The sequence below is a fragment of the Pseudoxanthomonas mexicana genome, assembly GCF_010093385.1.
GTDB classification, from domain to species: Bacteria; Pseudomonadota; Gammaproteobacteria; order Xanthomonadales; family Xanthomonadaceae; genus Pseudoxanthomonas_A; species Pseudoxanthomonas_A mexicana.
The window spans coordinates 75,884-90,429 of sequence record NZ_PDWV01000007.1 but is presented as its reverse complement, the minus strand read 5'-3'; the positions used below and the strand labels follow the sequence as shown (position 1 = coordinate 90,429).

The 14,546-nt window shown below is 67.9% G+C and carries 14 protein-coding genes; 5 read left to right on the top strand and 9 right to left on the bottom strand.

Going from position 1 to position 14,546, the window contains the following annotated elements; all coding sequences use genetic code 11:
* Nucleotides 1-73: 73 nt before the first annotated feature.
* The 9 genes from CSC76_RS04590 to CSC76_RS04550 form a co-directional block, all read right to left on the bottom strand.
* On the bottom strand, nt 74-1,534 hold the full coding sequence (locus CSC76_RS04590) for a WS/DGAT/MGAT family O-acyltransferase (protein ID WP_162108860.1): 1,461 nt from the start codon (nt 1,532-1,534) through the stop codon (nt 74-76).
* 59 nt (nt 1,535-1,593) lie between these two features.
* A complete protein-coding gene (locus CSC76_RS04585; RefSeq protein ID WP_162108859.1) occupies nt 1,594-3,012 on the bottom strand; it encodes a cryptochrome/photolyase family protein in 1,419 nt (472 codons plus the stop codon).
* Nucleotides 3,013-3,040: 28 nt separating this feature from the next.
* Entirely contained in the window at nt 3,041-4,228 is a 1,188-nt protein-coding gene (gene alr, locus CSC76_RS04580) for an alanine racemase (RefSeq protein WP_162108858.1), read from the bottom strand.
* Between the two features lie 84 nt (nt 4,229-4,312).
* Entirely contained in the window at nt 4,313-7,366 is a 3,054-nt protein-coding gene (locus CSC76_RS04575; RefSeq protein ID WP_162108857.1) for a sensor histidine kinase, read from the bottom strand.
* A gap of 168 nt (nt 7,367-7,534) precedes the next feature.
* Nucleotides 7,535-8,935: a replicative DNA helicase gene (locus tag CSC76_RS04570; RefSeq protein ID WP_162108856.1), complete on the bottom strand. Its 1,401-nt coding sequence runs from the start codon at nt 8,933-8,935 to the stop codon at nt 7,535-7,537.
* Between the two features lie 202 nt (nt 8,936-9,137).
* Entirely contained in the window at nt 9,138-9,587 is a 450-nt protein-coding gene (gene rplI, locus CSC76_RS04565; RefSeq protein WP_162108855.1) for a 50S ribosomal protein L9, read from the bottom strand.
* 99 nt (nt 9,588-9,686) lie between these two features.
* A complete protein-coding gene (rpsR, locus tag CSC76_RS04560; protein WP_055942998.1) occupies nt 9,687-9,917 on the bottom strand; it encodes a 30S ribosomal protein S18 in 231 nt (76 codons plus the stop codon).
* A gap of 11 nt (nt 9,918-9,928) precedes the next feature.
* On the bottom strand, nt 9,929-10,357 hold the full coding sequence (gene rpsF / locus CSC76_RS04555; protein WP_162108854.1) for a 30S ribosomal protein S6: 429 nt from the start codon (nt 10,355-10,357) through the stop codon (nt 9,929-9,931).
* A 171-nt stretch (nt 10,358-10,528) separates the two neighbouring features.
* The gene (locus tag CSC76_RS04550; protein WP_162108853.1) at nt 10,529-10,867 is read right to left on the bottom strand and encodes a HesB/IscA family protein; all 339 of its coding nucleotides are present in this window, start codon (nt 10,865-10,867) and stop codon (nt 10,529-10,531) included.
* A 112-nt stretch (nt 10,868-10,979) separates the two neighbouring features.
* Between CSC76_RS04550 and asnS the strand changes: the two genes are divergently transcribed.
* The 5 genes from asnS (at nt 10,980) to CSC76_RS04525 (ending at nt 14,538) form a co-directional block, all read left to right on the top strand.
* Entirely contained in the window at nt 10,980-12,380 is a 1,401-nt protein-coding gene (asnS, locus tag CSC76_RS04545) for an asparagine--tRNA ligase (RefSeq protein WP_162108852.1), read from the top strand.
* The gene (locus CSC76_RS04540; protein WP_162108851.1) at nt 12,380-12,685 is read left to right on the top strand and encodes a hypothetical protein; all 306 of its coding nucleotides are present in this window, start codon (nt 12,380-12,382) and stop codon (nt 12,683-12,685) included. Before asnS ends, CSC76_RS04540 begins: the two co-directional genes overlap by 1 nt.
* Nucleotides 12,682-12,990, top strand: a complete 309-nt coding sequence (locus CSC76_RS04535; RefSeq protein ID WP_162108850.1) for a hypothetical protein — start codon at nt 12,682-12,684, stop codon at nt 12,988-12,990. The genes CSC76_RS04540 and CSC76_RS04535 overlap by 4 nt, the downstream gene beginning before the upstream one ends.
* Nucleotides 12,991-12,997: 7 nt before the next feature.
* Nucleotides 12,998-13,642, top strand: coding sequence for an FMN-binding negative transcriptional regulator (locus CSC76_RS04530; protein WP_162108849.1), 645 nt, complete (start codon nt 12,998-13,000; stop codon nt 13,640-13,642).
* Between the two features lie 107 nt (nt 13,643-13,749).
* Complete coding sequence (locus CSC76_RS04525) at nt 13,750-14,538, top strand: SDR family oxidoreductase (protein WP_162108848.1); 789 nt, start codon at nt 13,750-13,752, stop codon at nt 14,536-14,538.
* Nucleotides 14,539-14,546 lie beyond the last annotated feature (8 nt).

Here is a 14,546-nt window from a genome sequence, read left to right as displayed (position 1 = left end):
CGGGCGCAAGCCTACCCAGCAAAATGTTCACAACATGCGATTTGAGCCCTGTTCATTCAGGTAGCGTCGGGGATCACGCCATCAGCGCGACGGCCCCCGGCGCATCCAGCGTCCGCTCCCAATCGCCCATCAGCGCCAGGTACAGCAGCTTGTCGAACTCCGGACCGAAGCGCCGGATGACGGCATCCGGATCGGGGATCAGCTTGGCGTCGGCGATCAGGCCGAAATGCACGCGCCCGTTGTAGCTGAGGATGGACACGCCGATGCCGATGGAACCGGTCTGGGGCACCCAGAACATCATCTCGCGCACGCGGCTGCCGCCCATGTAGAGCGGCTGCTGCGGGCCCGGCACATTGGTCGCCACCGCAGTCGCCTTGCGCGAGAACAGCTCCAGTGCCACGCCCTGGACGGCCGCCGGCGCCATGCCAAGTGCGGCAAGAAGTCCAAATGCGACAATGGCTTGGCGAGAATTCTTCAGGTCACGCATGCAGTCGGCCACGCGCTCCAGGCGGCGGATCGGATTGTCCTCGCCCACCGGCAGGTCCAGGAACACCAGGCCGAAGTGGTTGCCCAGCTTGCGCGCGTGTTCCAGCGGGCGCAGGTTCACCGGCACCGTGGCGCGCAGGGTCACCCCTTCGAGCTGCTCGCCACGCTCCAGCATATAGCTGCGCAGTGCGCCGGCGGCCGCGGCCATCAGCACGTCGTTGACGGTGCAGTCGCAGGCGCGGCCGACCGCCTTCACGTCTTCCAGGTCCAGCGGCTCGGCCCAGGCCACGCGCTTGCTGACGCCCAGCTTGCCGCGCAGCAGCGTGGGTGGGTCGTCGGACAGGGACAGCGCGTGCAGCAGCTCGCGGCCGATCTCGCCGCCCTCCTTCGCCAGCATCGTGGCCAGCGTGGGGTCCTGCATCATCTCCATGCCCTTGCCCAGCATCTTTCCGCCGATCTGCACGTAGCGATCGATGGCGCCGACGCGGCGGACGACCTCGGCCCCGTCCTTTTTCAGCCACGCCGATCGGAGGTCCTTGCCGACCTCCGGCGTGCGACTGGTATCGGTCAGCGCCAGCAGCACCTGCACCAGCGCGATGCCATCGGCATAGCTGTGGTGGATGCGAGCCACCAGCGCGGAGCCGGCGCCGTAGCGTTCGATCAGGTGGAACTGCCACAGCGGCTTGGTCTTGTCCAAGGGCGTGGACGCCATCTGGCTGGTGAAGCGCTCCAGCGCCTTCTTCTCGGACTTCGGGTCGTGCCGTCCCGGCAGTGCGGACAGGCGCACGTGCCAGTCGAGGTCGAAGTCCGGATCGGTGACCCATGACGCGCCGGCCGGCGTATCCACCGCCTTCTGCAGGAAACGGGGATAGGCGAGGAAACGCTTCCTGATGACCTGCTTCAGCCGGTCGAGCGTCATCGGCTCGTCGAACATCAGCACGCCGGTGATCATCATCGGATTGGTCGGACGACACATCCGCAACCAGGCGGTATCCACCCGCGACATCGGCTCGCGACGCGGCCTTGCCTGCGCCTTCTTCGTGGCCATGCTTGCCCTCCTCTCCCGCGCCGAGTGAAGCATGCGGCGCGGAAAGGCGTCAACGCAGTTCAGTCGCCCGTCTTGCGATAGGCCGCCAGCGCACCCTCGCGCCCTTCTGCCAGGTCGACCAGCGGCCGACGCGGGTAGTCCGGGGCAATGCGTGACATCACATCGGGCTTCTCCCACGGCGCGAAACGCAGCGGGACCGGTACGGCCGCCAGTTCCGGCACCCAGTGCGCGATGTACGTACCTTTCGGGTCGAACTTCTCCGCCTGCGTCACCGGATTGAACACTCGGAAGTAGGGCGCGGCATCGGCACCGGTGCCGGCGGTCCACTGCCATCCCAACGTGTTGTTGGCCAGGTCGGCGTCCACCAGCGTGTCCCAGAACCAGCGCGCTCCCTGCAGCCAGTGGTAGCGCAGATGCTTGGTCAGGTAGCTGGCGACGATCATGCGCACCCGGTTGTGCATGTAGCCGGTGGCCCACAACTCGCGCAGGCCGGCGTCGACGATGGGGACGCCGGTGCGACCGCGCTGCCAGGCCTCGAGGGCCTTGGGGTCGACCTTCGCCCAGTCGAAATGCGCGAAGCGCGGGTTGAGGTTCTGCGTGGTGGTCTGCGGGAAGTGGTGCAGCAGGTGGTAGGCGAACTCGCGCCAGCCCAGCTCGCGGATGTAGCCGTCCATGTCGGCGCTGTTGGCGGCCGTGCGCGCGCGCTCCAGTTCGGCCGTGATCCGCCAGGGGGCGATTTCGCCGAAATGCAGGTGCGGCGACAGCCGCGAGGTGCCCGTGCGGTCGGGACGATCGCGGTCCGTGCGGTAGCCGTTGAGCGCGCCATCGATGAAGACCTCCAATGCCTCGCGCGCACCGGCCTCGCCCGGCGTCCAGACCTTCCAGAAGCCGGCATCCCAGCCCAGCGCCGGTGCCAGGCGCCAGGCATCGAGCGACTCGCCCGGCAACGCGCCTTCGAATGCGGGCAGCGCGCCGGGCGCATCCCACGTCGCCGGTGCGCGCCACTGCGCAAGCGCCGACCGCCAGAACGGCGTGAACACCTTGTACGGCCCACCTTGCTGCGTGGCGAGGTCCCAGGGTTCGAACAGCAGGCAGCCATTGCAACTTTCCACCTGCAGGCCCTGCTCACGAAGCCTCTTCTTCAGCGAGGCATCGCGCGGCTGGGTGGCAGGTTCGTACTTGCGGTTCCAGAACACCGCTACCGCACCGGTCTGCTCCACCAGCGCCTGCAGCGCAGGCGCACTGGGCCCCTCGCGCAGGAGCAGGCGCGACCCGCGTCCCCGCAGGTCCGCATCGAGCCCCGCCAGCGACCGGTGCAGCCACGCAAGGGAAGCGGCACCGGGGCTCCATTCGCCCTCTTCCTGCGGCGCATGCACGTAGACGGGAATGGGAGTGAATCCCTGGTCCAAGGCCGCGCGCAGGGCGGGATTGTCGTCCAGGCGCAGATCGTGGCGGAACCAGACAAGGGCGTTGGGCATGAGCGCAGCCTTCGGACGTCGTTGCCGATTACGCAGCCGGCCCGCCGCTGGATGCACCGCCGACGTATTCGCGGGGGATGCGCGCGTTGAGACCGGTCAAGATCTCGTAGGGAATCGTGCCCGCCGCATGCGCGACCGCTTCGCAGGAAATCGCGTCGTCGCCTTGCGCGCCGATCAGCACCACCTCGTCCTCGTTGTACGCGGTTCCGCCAGGGCCCAGATCGACCATGAACTGGTCCATGCACACCCGGCCGATGATGGGACGGCGCTGGCCGCGTACCAGCACTTCGCCGCGCGACGAAAGCGAACGCGGGTAACCGTCGCCGTATCCGATCGGCACGGTGACCACGCGCGTGTCCGCCGGCGCTGTCCAGGTAGCCCCGTAGCTGACCGTCCGACCGGCCTTCACCACCTTGAAGTAGACCACCTGCGACACCAGCGACAATGCCGGCTTCAGGGCCACCGTGGCGCGCGAGGCGGGGTCCGGCATCACGCCATACAGCGCGATGCCCGGACGGACCATGTCCAGGCAGGTGTCGGGGAAATGCAGCACGCCGCCGGAATTGGCCAGGTGACGCAGCGGCATGGGGGCGCCGATGCGGTCGAAGTGCCGACATGCATCGAGGAAGCGGTGTAGTTGTTCGTGCGTCATCGGCGAGGCCGGATCGTCCGAACAGGCGAGGTGCGAGTAGATGCCTTTCACGGTGCACCAGCGGGAGGCAACGGCCGCTTCGATCAAGGGCTCCGCATTCTCGCTGTGTACGCCGATCCGTTCCATGCCAGTGTCGACCTTCAGGTGGATCACCGCTTGGCGTCCCAGCGAGGCCGCCGCCTGTTCCACCTGGCGCAGCTTGGCGATCGAGGAGACGGTCACTTCGAGATCGCAGGCCAGGAACTGGCCGACCTGCGGCGCGTGGATGCCGCCCATCACCAGGATCGGCACCGTCACGCCCGCGCGCCGCAGCGCGATGCCCTCCTCCACCAGCGCCACGCCCAGCTGTCCGATGCCCTGCGCCTGCAGGTGGCGCGCGACCGGTACCAGCCCATGTCCGTAGGCATTGGCCTTGACGATGCCCATGACGGGCACACCGGCGTGCGCCTGCAGTGCGTGGAAATTGTGGCTCAGTGCGTCCAGGTCGACGCGGATGCGCGTGGGCCGGTCATTGGCTTCAGGGCGGAACGAAGCGGCGGCGTCGAAAGCATCGGATCCGTGCATGGCGCGATTGTAGCGGCGCGCGTGTGCTCTGCCGCGCCGGAAGGGGGGCGGAATGCTAGGTGAGCGGACTTCCGTCGCGCTGGCCTAAGCGCGGTGCCGCCCCATCCGGCGCCGCCACCAGGCGGTCCGCGGGCGATACGCCACGGCAGCCGGTACCTGCACCTCCACGCGGGTGCCCTCGCCGGGACCGGATGTGATGTCCAGGCGGGCGCCAATGCGGGCCGCGCGTTCGCGCATGCCCGCCAGACCCCAATGCCCCTCACGGCCTCCCCGGTCCAGCACGTCGGGATCGATGCCCCGGCCGTCGTCATGCACGCTGACCGCCAGGTAGGCGGCGTTCTGCTCGATGGCGATGCCGATATACCGGGCCCCTGCGTGGCGGCAGGCGTTGAGCATCGCCTCGCGTCCGATCTGCAGCAGTTCGTCCTGCACGATGGGGTCGATCGGCATCCGGTTTCCTTCCTCCGACACACGGATGGACAGCTCGGGACCGGCCTCCAGTTCGGCGGCCATCCTCGCGAACATGTCGGCGAGGCAGCCGCCGCGCGCGGTGGCGCGCAGATCGAGCACCCGGTCGCGCGCCTCCACCATCACGTCGTCGGCACGCTCCAGCACCGCGTCCAGCGCATCGCGCGCGGGGGCGCCCGGTCCCAGCGAACGGGCGACGGCGTGGAAGCGGAGGATCAGCCCCTGCACGCTCTGCAGCAGCGTATCGTGAAGCTCGCGGGCGATGCGCTCGCGTTCACGGTGGCGTTCCTGCAGGCGGTCGTGGATCTGCCTCGATACCCGTCGGAGGCGCAGCAGGTAGGCGACCCACAGCAGCGCGGCCGCTGCCGTCACGCAGGCTGCCGCGAACCAGGTGGTCTGGTAGTAGCGCGGCGCGATCGAGAACGCGATGCGCGCACCCGTCTCGTTCCAGACGCCGTCGTTGTTGGCGGCCAGCACGCGGAACACGTAGTCCCCGGGCCCCGGGTTGGTGTAGTAGGCCACCCGGCGCGTTCCGGCCTCCTGCCATTCCTGATCGTAGCCCTCCAGCCGGTAGCGGAAGCGCACCCGCTCCGGGATGGCCAGGCTCAAGGCGGCGTAGCCGATCTGCAGGTTGCGCGCGCCGGCGGGCAGGCGCAGCGGACCGGATTCCAGGCGATAGGGACGGCCATCGACCGACAGCGAATGGATGCTGACGGGTGGCGGCAACGGATTGCGCTGGATACGGTCCGGATCGATCGTGACCACGCCGCTGGTGGTGGCGAACCAGAGCCGGCCGTCGCCGGCCTGGAGCGCGGTCGGTATGGGACGGAACTGCGCGGGAACGCCGGGCAGCCCATCGAGGAAATCGAACAGATCGTAGGCGGCGGCCGAGGTGCCGGCGAACATCGCTTCGATGGATGCTGCCGGAATCCTGACGATCCCGCGCGCACCGTTCAGCCACAGGTCGCCGTTCGCTGTCTCCACGATGCCGGAAATGCCACGGAAGGGGCTGTCGGCCTGCGCGCGCAGCGTCTGGATACGGTCGCCGCGCATGCGTGCCAGTCCGCGCTCGCCTCCGATCCACAGGCCTGCGCGCCCCTGCTGCAGCGCACTCACGTTGCCCACATCGAGGCCTTGCGGAAGTCCGAAGACCTGCAGCCTGCCCTCGCGCATGGACGCGATCTGGTTGTGCGCGAAGCCCATCCACACACGGCCGTCTGCTCCGGGAAGCAGGGTCAACGGCGACGCCCCCTCGCGCGTGCCGGGCAGGTCGCGCAGGTGGGTCCAGCGGCCGTCCTGCAGGCGGTGGAGACCGGGTGTGTTCAGTGATACCCACACGGAGCCGTCGGAAGTGCGGGTGATGGCCTGCACGCCCGAGTAGCGGCTCACCGGCAGGGGAACGCCGGGAGCGAGCGTTCCGTCGCGCAAGGTCCAGATTCCCTTCGGACCGCCCAGCCACACCATGCCGGTCGGGTCCCGGTAGGCTGCCGTCAATGGCGGGGCCAGCGGCAGGGTTTCCTGCCGGCCTCCCTTCAATCGCAGCAGGGGACGGTTGCGGCTGCCCACGAGCACGGCCGCGCCCTCTTCCGCCACGATGGCGAAATCGTGCGCACCGTCAGGCAGCGGGGCCAGCACCACGTTCGCATGGCGGAACCGGTCCAGGCCGCGGCTGCTGCCTATCCAGAGCGTGCCTTCCCTGTCCTCCAGCAGCGGCAACGCATAGTCGGACGTCAGTCCCTCGCGCTGACGGAAGCCTTCGAACGGTGAGGCCGCCTCGCCGGTCCATCGGTAGAGCCCATCGCCCAGCGTAGTGGCCCAGAGCGCGCCATCCCGATCGAACAGCAGCCCGGCGGAGGCCAGCGGCAACGTCCGTGCGGGCGTCGGCCGGCCTGGCACGGGCAGCGCACGCACCGCGCCATCGGCTTCTGCGATCCAGATGGCGCCATCCGGTCCCTGGGCGATCTGGCTGATCCTGCCCACGCGCGCCTGCACGCGCTGGAACTGCGTGCCGCCGCGCGGCAGGTAGGCGACGCCCTGCTCGCTGGCCACCCACAACGTGCCTTCGGCATCGCCGAACACGGTTCGCGCCTGTCGGCCGGGATACTGCCAGCGCGGGCCCAGCGCATGCCATCGCCCGCCCTGCAGATAGACCAGCCCGGTGAACGTGGCGGCCCAGAGACGACCGTCCGCATCGCGGGCGAAGCTGAAGACGGTGCCGCTGGGCAGGCCCTGCGCTTGGCCGTAGTGGCTCAACCGCGACCCGTCGATATGGCTGACCGCACCGTAGCGGAAGCCGACCCACAGTCCTCCGTCGGGCGATGCATGCAGGGCGGAGACGCTGGTGGCGGGCAGCGCCTCGCCCGCCGGAGGTTCATAGCGTTCGAACTGCACGCCGTCGAAGCGGTACAGCCCGATCTGCGTGGCCAGCCAGAGATATCCGTCCGTCGTCTGCGCAAGCGCGGTGATCTGGCCCGGCGCGCCATCCTGGACCCGCCAGGCGGTGTGGTGGAGTTGGGCCAGCGGGCGTTGGACATCGAGTGCGGCCGCCGCTTGCACCAGTGCAAGCCACAACAGCACGACGAGTACGACCCGCCCGCCATGCAAACGCCCCATGCCTTCGCCCGACCGACTGGCCACCCGATTACCTGCCTCAAGTTCGTTGGCGGTCATGTCCCGCCGTTGTCGCCCGACCACGGCGAGTCCACTGGCGTCCTTGGCCACCGCCTGCGCCACCCCGCTTCCGATACCGCCCCCATGCCTGTCGGCATCCCCTGGGTGGGCGCGGCGCGCGCGTCGCCCAGCGTACTACGCCCCGCGCCTCGCGTTGGGGGCTGCGGCCTACTCGAATGCGCCGATGCTGTCGTGGCTCAGGTTGTCGAAGCGCGTGTACTCGCCGAAGAACCGCAGCTTGCACGAGCCGGTGGGACCCGAGCGCTGCTTGCCGATGATGATCTCGGCCAGGCCTTTGTCGGGCGAGGTTTCCTTGTTGTAGTAGTCGTCGCGGTAGATGAAGACGATCATGTCCGCGTCCTGCTCGATGGCGCCCGATTCGCGCAGGTCGGCCATCACCGGGCGCTTGTCGGTGCGCGTTTCCAGCGATCGGTTGAGCTGCGACAGCGCGATCACCGGCACGTTGAGTTCCTTCGCCAAGCCTTTCAGCGAGCGCGAGATCTCGGAAATCTCGGTGGCGCGGTTCTCGTTGTTGCCCGGCACGGACATCAGCTGCAGGTAGTCGATGACGATCAGGCCCAGGTCGTGCTCGCGCTTCAGCCGGCGCGCCTTTGAACGCAGCACGTCGGGCGACAGGCCGGGCGTGTCGTCGATGAAGACCTTGGCCTGGTCCTTCAGGATGCGGATCGCGCTGGTCACGCGGCTCCAGTCCTCGTCCTCCAGTTGGCCGGTACGCAGGCGGGTGGCGTTGATGCGGCCGACCGAGGAGATCAGGCGCATGGCCAGCTGGCCTGCCGACATTTCCATGGAGAAGACCGCCACGGCCTTCTTCGACTTGATGGCGGCGTACTCGGCGATGTTCAGCGCGAACGTGGTCTTGCCCATGGCCGGACGTGCGGCCAGGATCACCAGGTCGGTGGGCTGCAGGCCAGCGGTCATCATGTCGAATTCGGTGTAGCCCGTCGGCAGGCCGGTCACGGTGCCGCCGCTCTCCGAACGCACGCGCAGCACCTCGAAGGCGTCCTTCAGCGCATCGTTCATCGCCACGAAGTCGGTGCGGCCGCGCGCGCCCTGTTCGGCGATGGCGAACACCTTCTGCTCGGCGATCGCCAGCATCTCGTCGCTTTCCTTGCCCTCGGGCTGGAATGCGTCGTTGACGATTTCGGTGCCCACCTCGATCAGCTGGCGCATCACCGCCTTGTCGCGGACGATCTCGGCGTAGGCGGCGATATTGGCGGCGGACGGCGTGGTGCTGGCCAGTTCGACCAGATAGGCGCCGCCGGCGACCAGGTCCATGTGGCCCTGCGATTCGAACCACTCGCCCAGCGTCACCGCGTCGAACGGGCGGTTCTTCTCGGCCAGTTCCGCGATGGCGCGGTAGATCAGCTGGTGGTCGCGGCGATAGAAATCATTGGCCGTGAGCTTGTCGTTGATGCGGTCGTAGGCTTCCGGGGCCAGCATCAGGCCGCCGAGCACCGCCTGTTCCGCCTCGATCGAGTGCGGCGGCACGCGGAGTTGCTCGATGCGGGCGTCGTGAGGATCCTGGCGGAAACCGGTGCGTGCGGACATGGGCGGTACTAGCTCCTGCGGCGCATGCGGGGCGACGGCCGCACGGCCGGACATGGTAGGCAGTCCATGCCCTTGGGTGTTGCAGATAAGTGTGTGGATAACCGGTGGGCATCTCAGCGTCTGCGACGCAGCGGACCCACCAAACAGAACGGGCGCCTTGCGGCGCCCGTCTGTCGGCATCATGCAGCGATGCGCGGATCGATCAGGCTTCGGCCTGCACCACGACCTTCACGGTCGTCTGCACGTCGGCGTGCAGCTTCACGACGATCTCGTACTCACCGACGTTGCGCAGCGCACCTTCGCCCATGATGACCTCGCTCTTCTCGAGCGGCAGGCCGGCGGCGGTGAAGGCATCGGCGATGTCGCGCGGACCGACCGAACCGAACAGCTTGCCTTCGGTGGCGGCATTGGCGGTGATCGTGACGCTGGCGCCTTCCAGCTTGGCGGCGCGGCCTTCGGCCTCGTCATGCACGGCCTTGGCCTTGGCTTCGTACTCGGCGCGCTTGGCTTCGAACTCGGCCACGTTGGCGGCGGTCGCCGGCACGGCCTTGCCCTGCGGCACCAGGTAGTTGCGGCCGTAGCCCGGCTTGACGTTGACCTTGTCGCCCAGGACGCCCAGGTTGGTCACTTTCTGCAGAAGAATCAGTTCCATCGTATTGCTCCGTATTCGTTAGCAGGCTGGAGGCCTGCAGCGATTGGCTGTCCGAATGACAGTAGGAAGAAGAACCTCCCCGTGCGGGGAGGCCCTGGATTACACGTCGTGGTTGTCCGTGTACGGGATCAGCGCCAGGAAACGGGCGCGCTTGACCGCGGTGGACAGCTGGCGCTGGTAACGGGACTTGGTGCCGGTGACGCGGCTCGGCACGATCTTGCCGTTCTCGGTCAGGTACTGGCGCAGGGTGTTGAGATCCTTGTAGTCGATCTCTTTCACGCCTTCGGCGGTGAACTTGCAGAACTTGCGGCGACGGAAGAACTTGGACATGGGTGGTCTCCTCAGGCGGCTTCGGCGTTGTCGGATTCGGTCGAAGCGGCATTGCCGACCTCGCCTTCCTCGTCGTCACGGCGACGACGCTCGCCACGCTCGGGCTTGTCGCCCTTCTCGTCCTTGTTCTTCATGATCAGGGACTGCTCGGTGTCCGGGCCATCGCGCTTGATGACCAGGTTGCGCAGCACCGCATCGTTGAAACGGAAGCTTTCGACCAGCTCGTTCAGCACGGCCTGGTCGGCCTCGATGTTGAGCAGCACGTAGTGGGCCTTCACCAGGTTCTGGATCGGGTACGCCAGCTGGCGGCGGCCCCAGTCTTCCAGACGGTGGATCTTGCCGTTGCCGCCTTCGATCAGCGCCTTGTAGCGCTCGATCATGGCCGGCACCTGCTCGCTCTGGTCCGGATGGACCAGGAACACGACTTCATAGTGACGCATCGTTTTTACCTTTCGGATGTGGGCCCGGCGGGATATCCCGCGGGCGGAACAGCCCCCCGGACGCCCGGAACGGACGCGGTGGGGCAAGGACCCGGCCGCCTGTCAGCGGTCGGAAGCAGGAAAGTATGGCAGGTCAGTCACTTAGGGGCAAGTCCTGCCCCTGGACATCGCTCAGGCGGCGTCCGCCGAGGTGGTGAAGCTCTCGCCGCAACCGCATTCGGCCGCCGCGTTGGGGTTGCGGAAGGTGAAGGTCTCGGACAGGCCCTGCTTGGCGAAATCGATCTCCGTGCCATCCACCAGCGGCAGGCTGGTCGCGTCCACGTAGATCTTCACTCCGTCGAACTCGAATACCGTGTCGCCCGCGCGCTCGTCGCGCGCCAGGTCGGCCACGTGTCCCCAACCGGAGCAGCCGGTACGGGTCACGCCGAACCGCAGGCCCAGGGCGCCCGGCGTCTGCGCGACGAAACGCTGCACACGTTCGAGGGCGACGGGGGTAAGGGTGATGGCCATGGGCTGCTCCTGTGCGACACCGGGAATTATAGCCGCGGGCGCACCGTCGGCCGTGCGGCTCTTGCTAAACTCCGCGTTCCATAAATATGTCTGTTACCGAAGGATTCAAGCCATGACGGTGGTGAGCGTCGAACATGCGCTGGCGGGCAAGCTCCCGGCCGGCGGCGAGGTCACGGTGCGCGGCTGGGTGCGCACGCGGCGCGATTCCAAGGCGGGCCTGTCCTTCGTCAACGTCAGCGACGGCTCGTGCTTCGCGCCGATCCAGGTGGTGGCCCCCGATTCGCTGCCCAACTACGAATCCGAGATCAAGCACCTGACCACCGGGTGTTCGGTCATCGCCACCGGCACGCTGGTGGCCTCCCAGGGCCAGGGCCAGAGTTTCGAGATCCAGGCGTCGTCGATCGAGGTGGTCGGCTGGGTCGAGGACCCGCTCACCTACCCCATGCAGCCCAAACAGCACTCGCTGGAGTACCTGCGCGAGTTCGCCCACCTGCGTCCGCGCACCAACCTGTTCGGCGCGGTCACCCGCATCCGCCACTGCCTGGCGCAGGCGGTGCACCGCTTCTTCCATGAGCGCGGCTTCTACTGGATCAGCACCCCGATCATCACGACCTCCGACGCCGAGGGCGCCGGGCAGATGTTCCGCGTCTCCACGCTGGACCTGGCCAACCTGCCGCGCAACGGCAAGGGCGAGGTCGACTTCTCGCGCGACTTCTTCGGCAAGGAGACCTTCCTGACCGTGTCCGGCCAGCTGAACGTCGAGGCCTACTGCCTCAGCCTCAGCAAGGTCTATACCTTCGGCCCGACCTTCCGCGCGGAGAACAGCAACACCACGCGCCACCTGGCCGAGTTCTGGATGATCGAACCCGAGATCGCATTCGCCGACCTGCCAGCCGACGCCGACCTGGCCGAGGACTTCCTGAAATACCTGTTCCGCACGGTGCTGTCGGAGCGCGCGGACGCCATGGCCTTCATCGCCGAGCGCGTGCAGAAGGACGCGATCACCCGGCTGGAGTCGTTCATCAACGCGCCGTTCGAGCGGATCGACTACACCGACGCGATCGACCTGCTGCAGAAGTCGGGCAAGAAGTTCGACTTCCCGGTCGAATGGGGCCTGGACCTGCAGACCGAGCACGAGCGCTGGCTGACCGAAGAGCACGTCGGCCGCCCGGTGGTGGTGATGAACTACCCCGAGCACATCAAGGCCTTCTACATGCGCCTGAACGATGACGGCCGCACCGTTGCCGCGATGGACGTGCTGGCACCGGGCATCGGCGAGATCATCGGCGGCAGCCAGCGCGAGGAGCGTCTGGACGTGCTGGATGCGCGTATGGCCCAGTTCGGCCTGGATCCGGCGCACTACCAGTGGTACCGCGACTTCCGCCGCTACGGCGGCGTGCCGCACGCCGGCTTCGGCCTGGGCTTCGAACGGCTGGTGGTCTACGTCTGCGGACTGTCCAACATCCGCGACGCGATCGCCTACCCGCGCGCACCCGGCAACGCGGAGTTCTGATGCTCCTGTTCTTCGCGCTCTGCTTCGTCGGCGTGGCCATCGCGGGCTTCTGCGCCTTCGTCATCTTCTGGCCATTGACGCTGGTGCACGTCCGCGACCGCCATGCCGCCCTGGGCGCGCAATGGGGCGAAGGCGCATTCCTCAAGCCTGTCGCCCTGCGCTGGCTGCTGTCGGGCGATTACCGCCGCATCCCGGACACCTCGTTGTCAGGGCTGGCGACACCGGCACGCATCTCGCTGTGCGTGATCTTCTTCGGGCTGGCGATGGCGGGCCTGTTGGCGCTGTGGGCGGAGGCCTTCGCATGACCCCGTTTCTCCGTGAGGACTGGTACCTGGCTTCGCTCGGCCGCACGCTGATCTGGGCGCGCCTGCGCGTACTGGAAGCCGGTACCGCCGAAGTACTGGACAGCGACGGTAATACCCTGCCCTACGACAGCGAGGACAGCGCCCGCGCAGCGTTGTTCGATGCCGAGTTCGTCGCCTTCGACGGCCTGGACGAGGACGACGCCATGGCACGCGGCTTCTCGCTGGCCGGCGTGCAGCCGCCGCAGGGCGACGACGATGCCGCGCTGGTGCCGCTGATGGTGCAGTCGCTCGGCGCCCGCGCCTGACCCGACGATGTACACGCCGCGCGCGTTTGCAGAAACCGACCTGACCGGACTCGACCGGCTCATCGAGCGCGACGCCTTTGTCACCCTAGTCACCGTGGCCGATGGACTGCCTTTTGTCAGCCATCTGCCCGTGCTGTATGCGCGCGACGGCGACCGGATCGTGATCGAAGGGCATTGGGCCCGGCCGAATCCGCAGGCGCGCCACGCGGGGCCCGCAATGGTGATCGTGCATGGTCCGCACGCTTACCTGTCGCCGGGCTGGTACGCGGACAAGGAAGAGGCGGCCCGTGTGCCGACCTGGAACTACGCCGTCGCCCATCTGCACGGCACGCTGGAGAGTCCCGAGGACACCGATCGACTGGCTTCGATCGTGGATCGCCTGAGCCAGGCGAACGAGGCCCGCGTCGGCAACGACTGGCGCTTCGAACACGACCGCGACGATCATGTCCGTCAGCTGCGCGGGATCATCGGCTTCCGCTTCACCGTCGACCGCGTCGAGCTGAAGTTCAAGCTCAGCCAGAACCATCCGGTCGCCAATGTCGAGGGGGCCGCCGCCGCGCTGTACCGGCTCGGCGGCGAAGACAACGTGGCGGTCGCCGACCTCATGCGCGAGCGCCTGGCCCCTCGGGCAGACGACATGGGCGCGGCGTAAGTCGCGAAGCGGTATCCCGGCCCCGCGCCTGGAGGGAGGGAGATCATCGCGACTCACGTCGCTCCCACAAGGCTACACTCGCTTCAGTTCCGTCCTGGACCTTCCGCATGGACCTCAACCTCACCGGCCGGCATGCCCTCGTCTGCGGCGCCTCCGAAGGCATCGGCCGCGCCGCCGCCCATGAACTGGCGCTGCTGGGCGCCAGCGTCACGCTGCTGGCGCGTCGCGCCGATGTACTGGCGGAGGTGATGGCCGCCCTGCCCCGTACCCCCGGCGAACAGCACCATGACGGCATCGCCGTCGATGTCGCCGACGCCGCGCCACTGCAGGCCAAGGTGTCGGCACTCGCCGCAGACCGCCCGATTCACATCCTCGTCAACAATACCGGCGGCCCACCCGGCGGGCGCGCCCTCGACGCCGTTGCCGACGATTACCTGGCCGCCTTCCACCGCCACCTGCTCGCCAACCAGTTGCTTGCGCAGTTGACGGTACCCGGCATGCGAGCCGCCGGCTGGGGCCGCATCATCAACGTGGTCTCCACTTCGGTGAAGGAACCCATCGCCAACCTCGGCGTCTCCAACACGATCCGTGGCGCCGTCGCCAGCTGGGCCAAGACGCTATCGAAGGAACTGGGGGCCTACGGCATCACCGTCAACAACGTGCTGCCCGGTTACACGCGTACCGGGCGCCTGGAGCAGATCCTGCGCGACCGCGTGCAGGCCACCGGCAAGGACGAAGCCGCCGTCAGCGCGGCGATGCTGGCCTCGGTGCCCGCAGGGCGCTTCGCGGAGGCCCATGAGGTGGCGGCGGCGATCGCCTTCCTCGCCACGCCCGCCGCAGGCTATGTCAACGGGGTCAGCCTGGCCGTCGACGGCGGCCGCATGCAGTCCATCTGACCCCACCC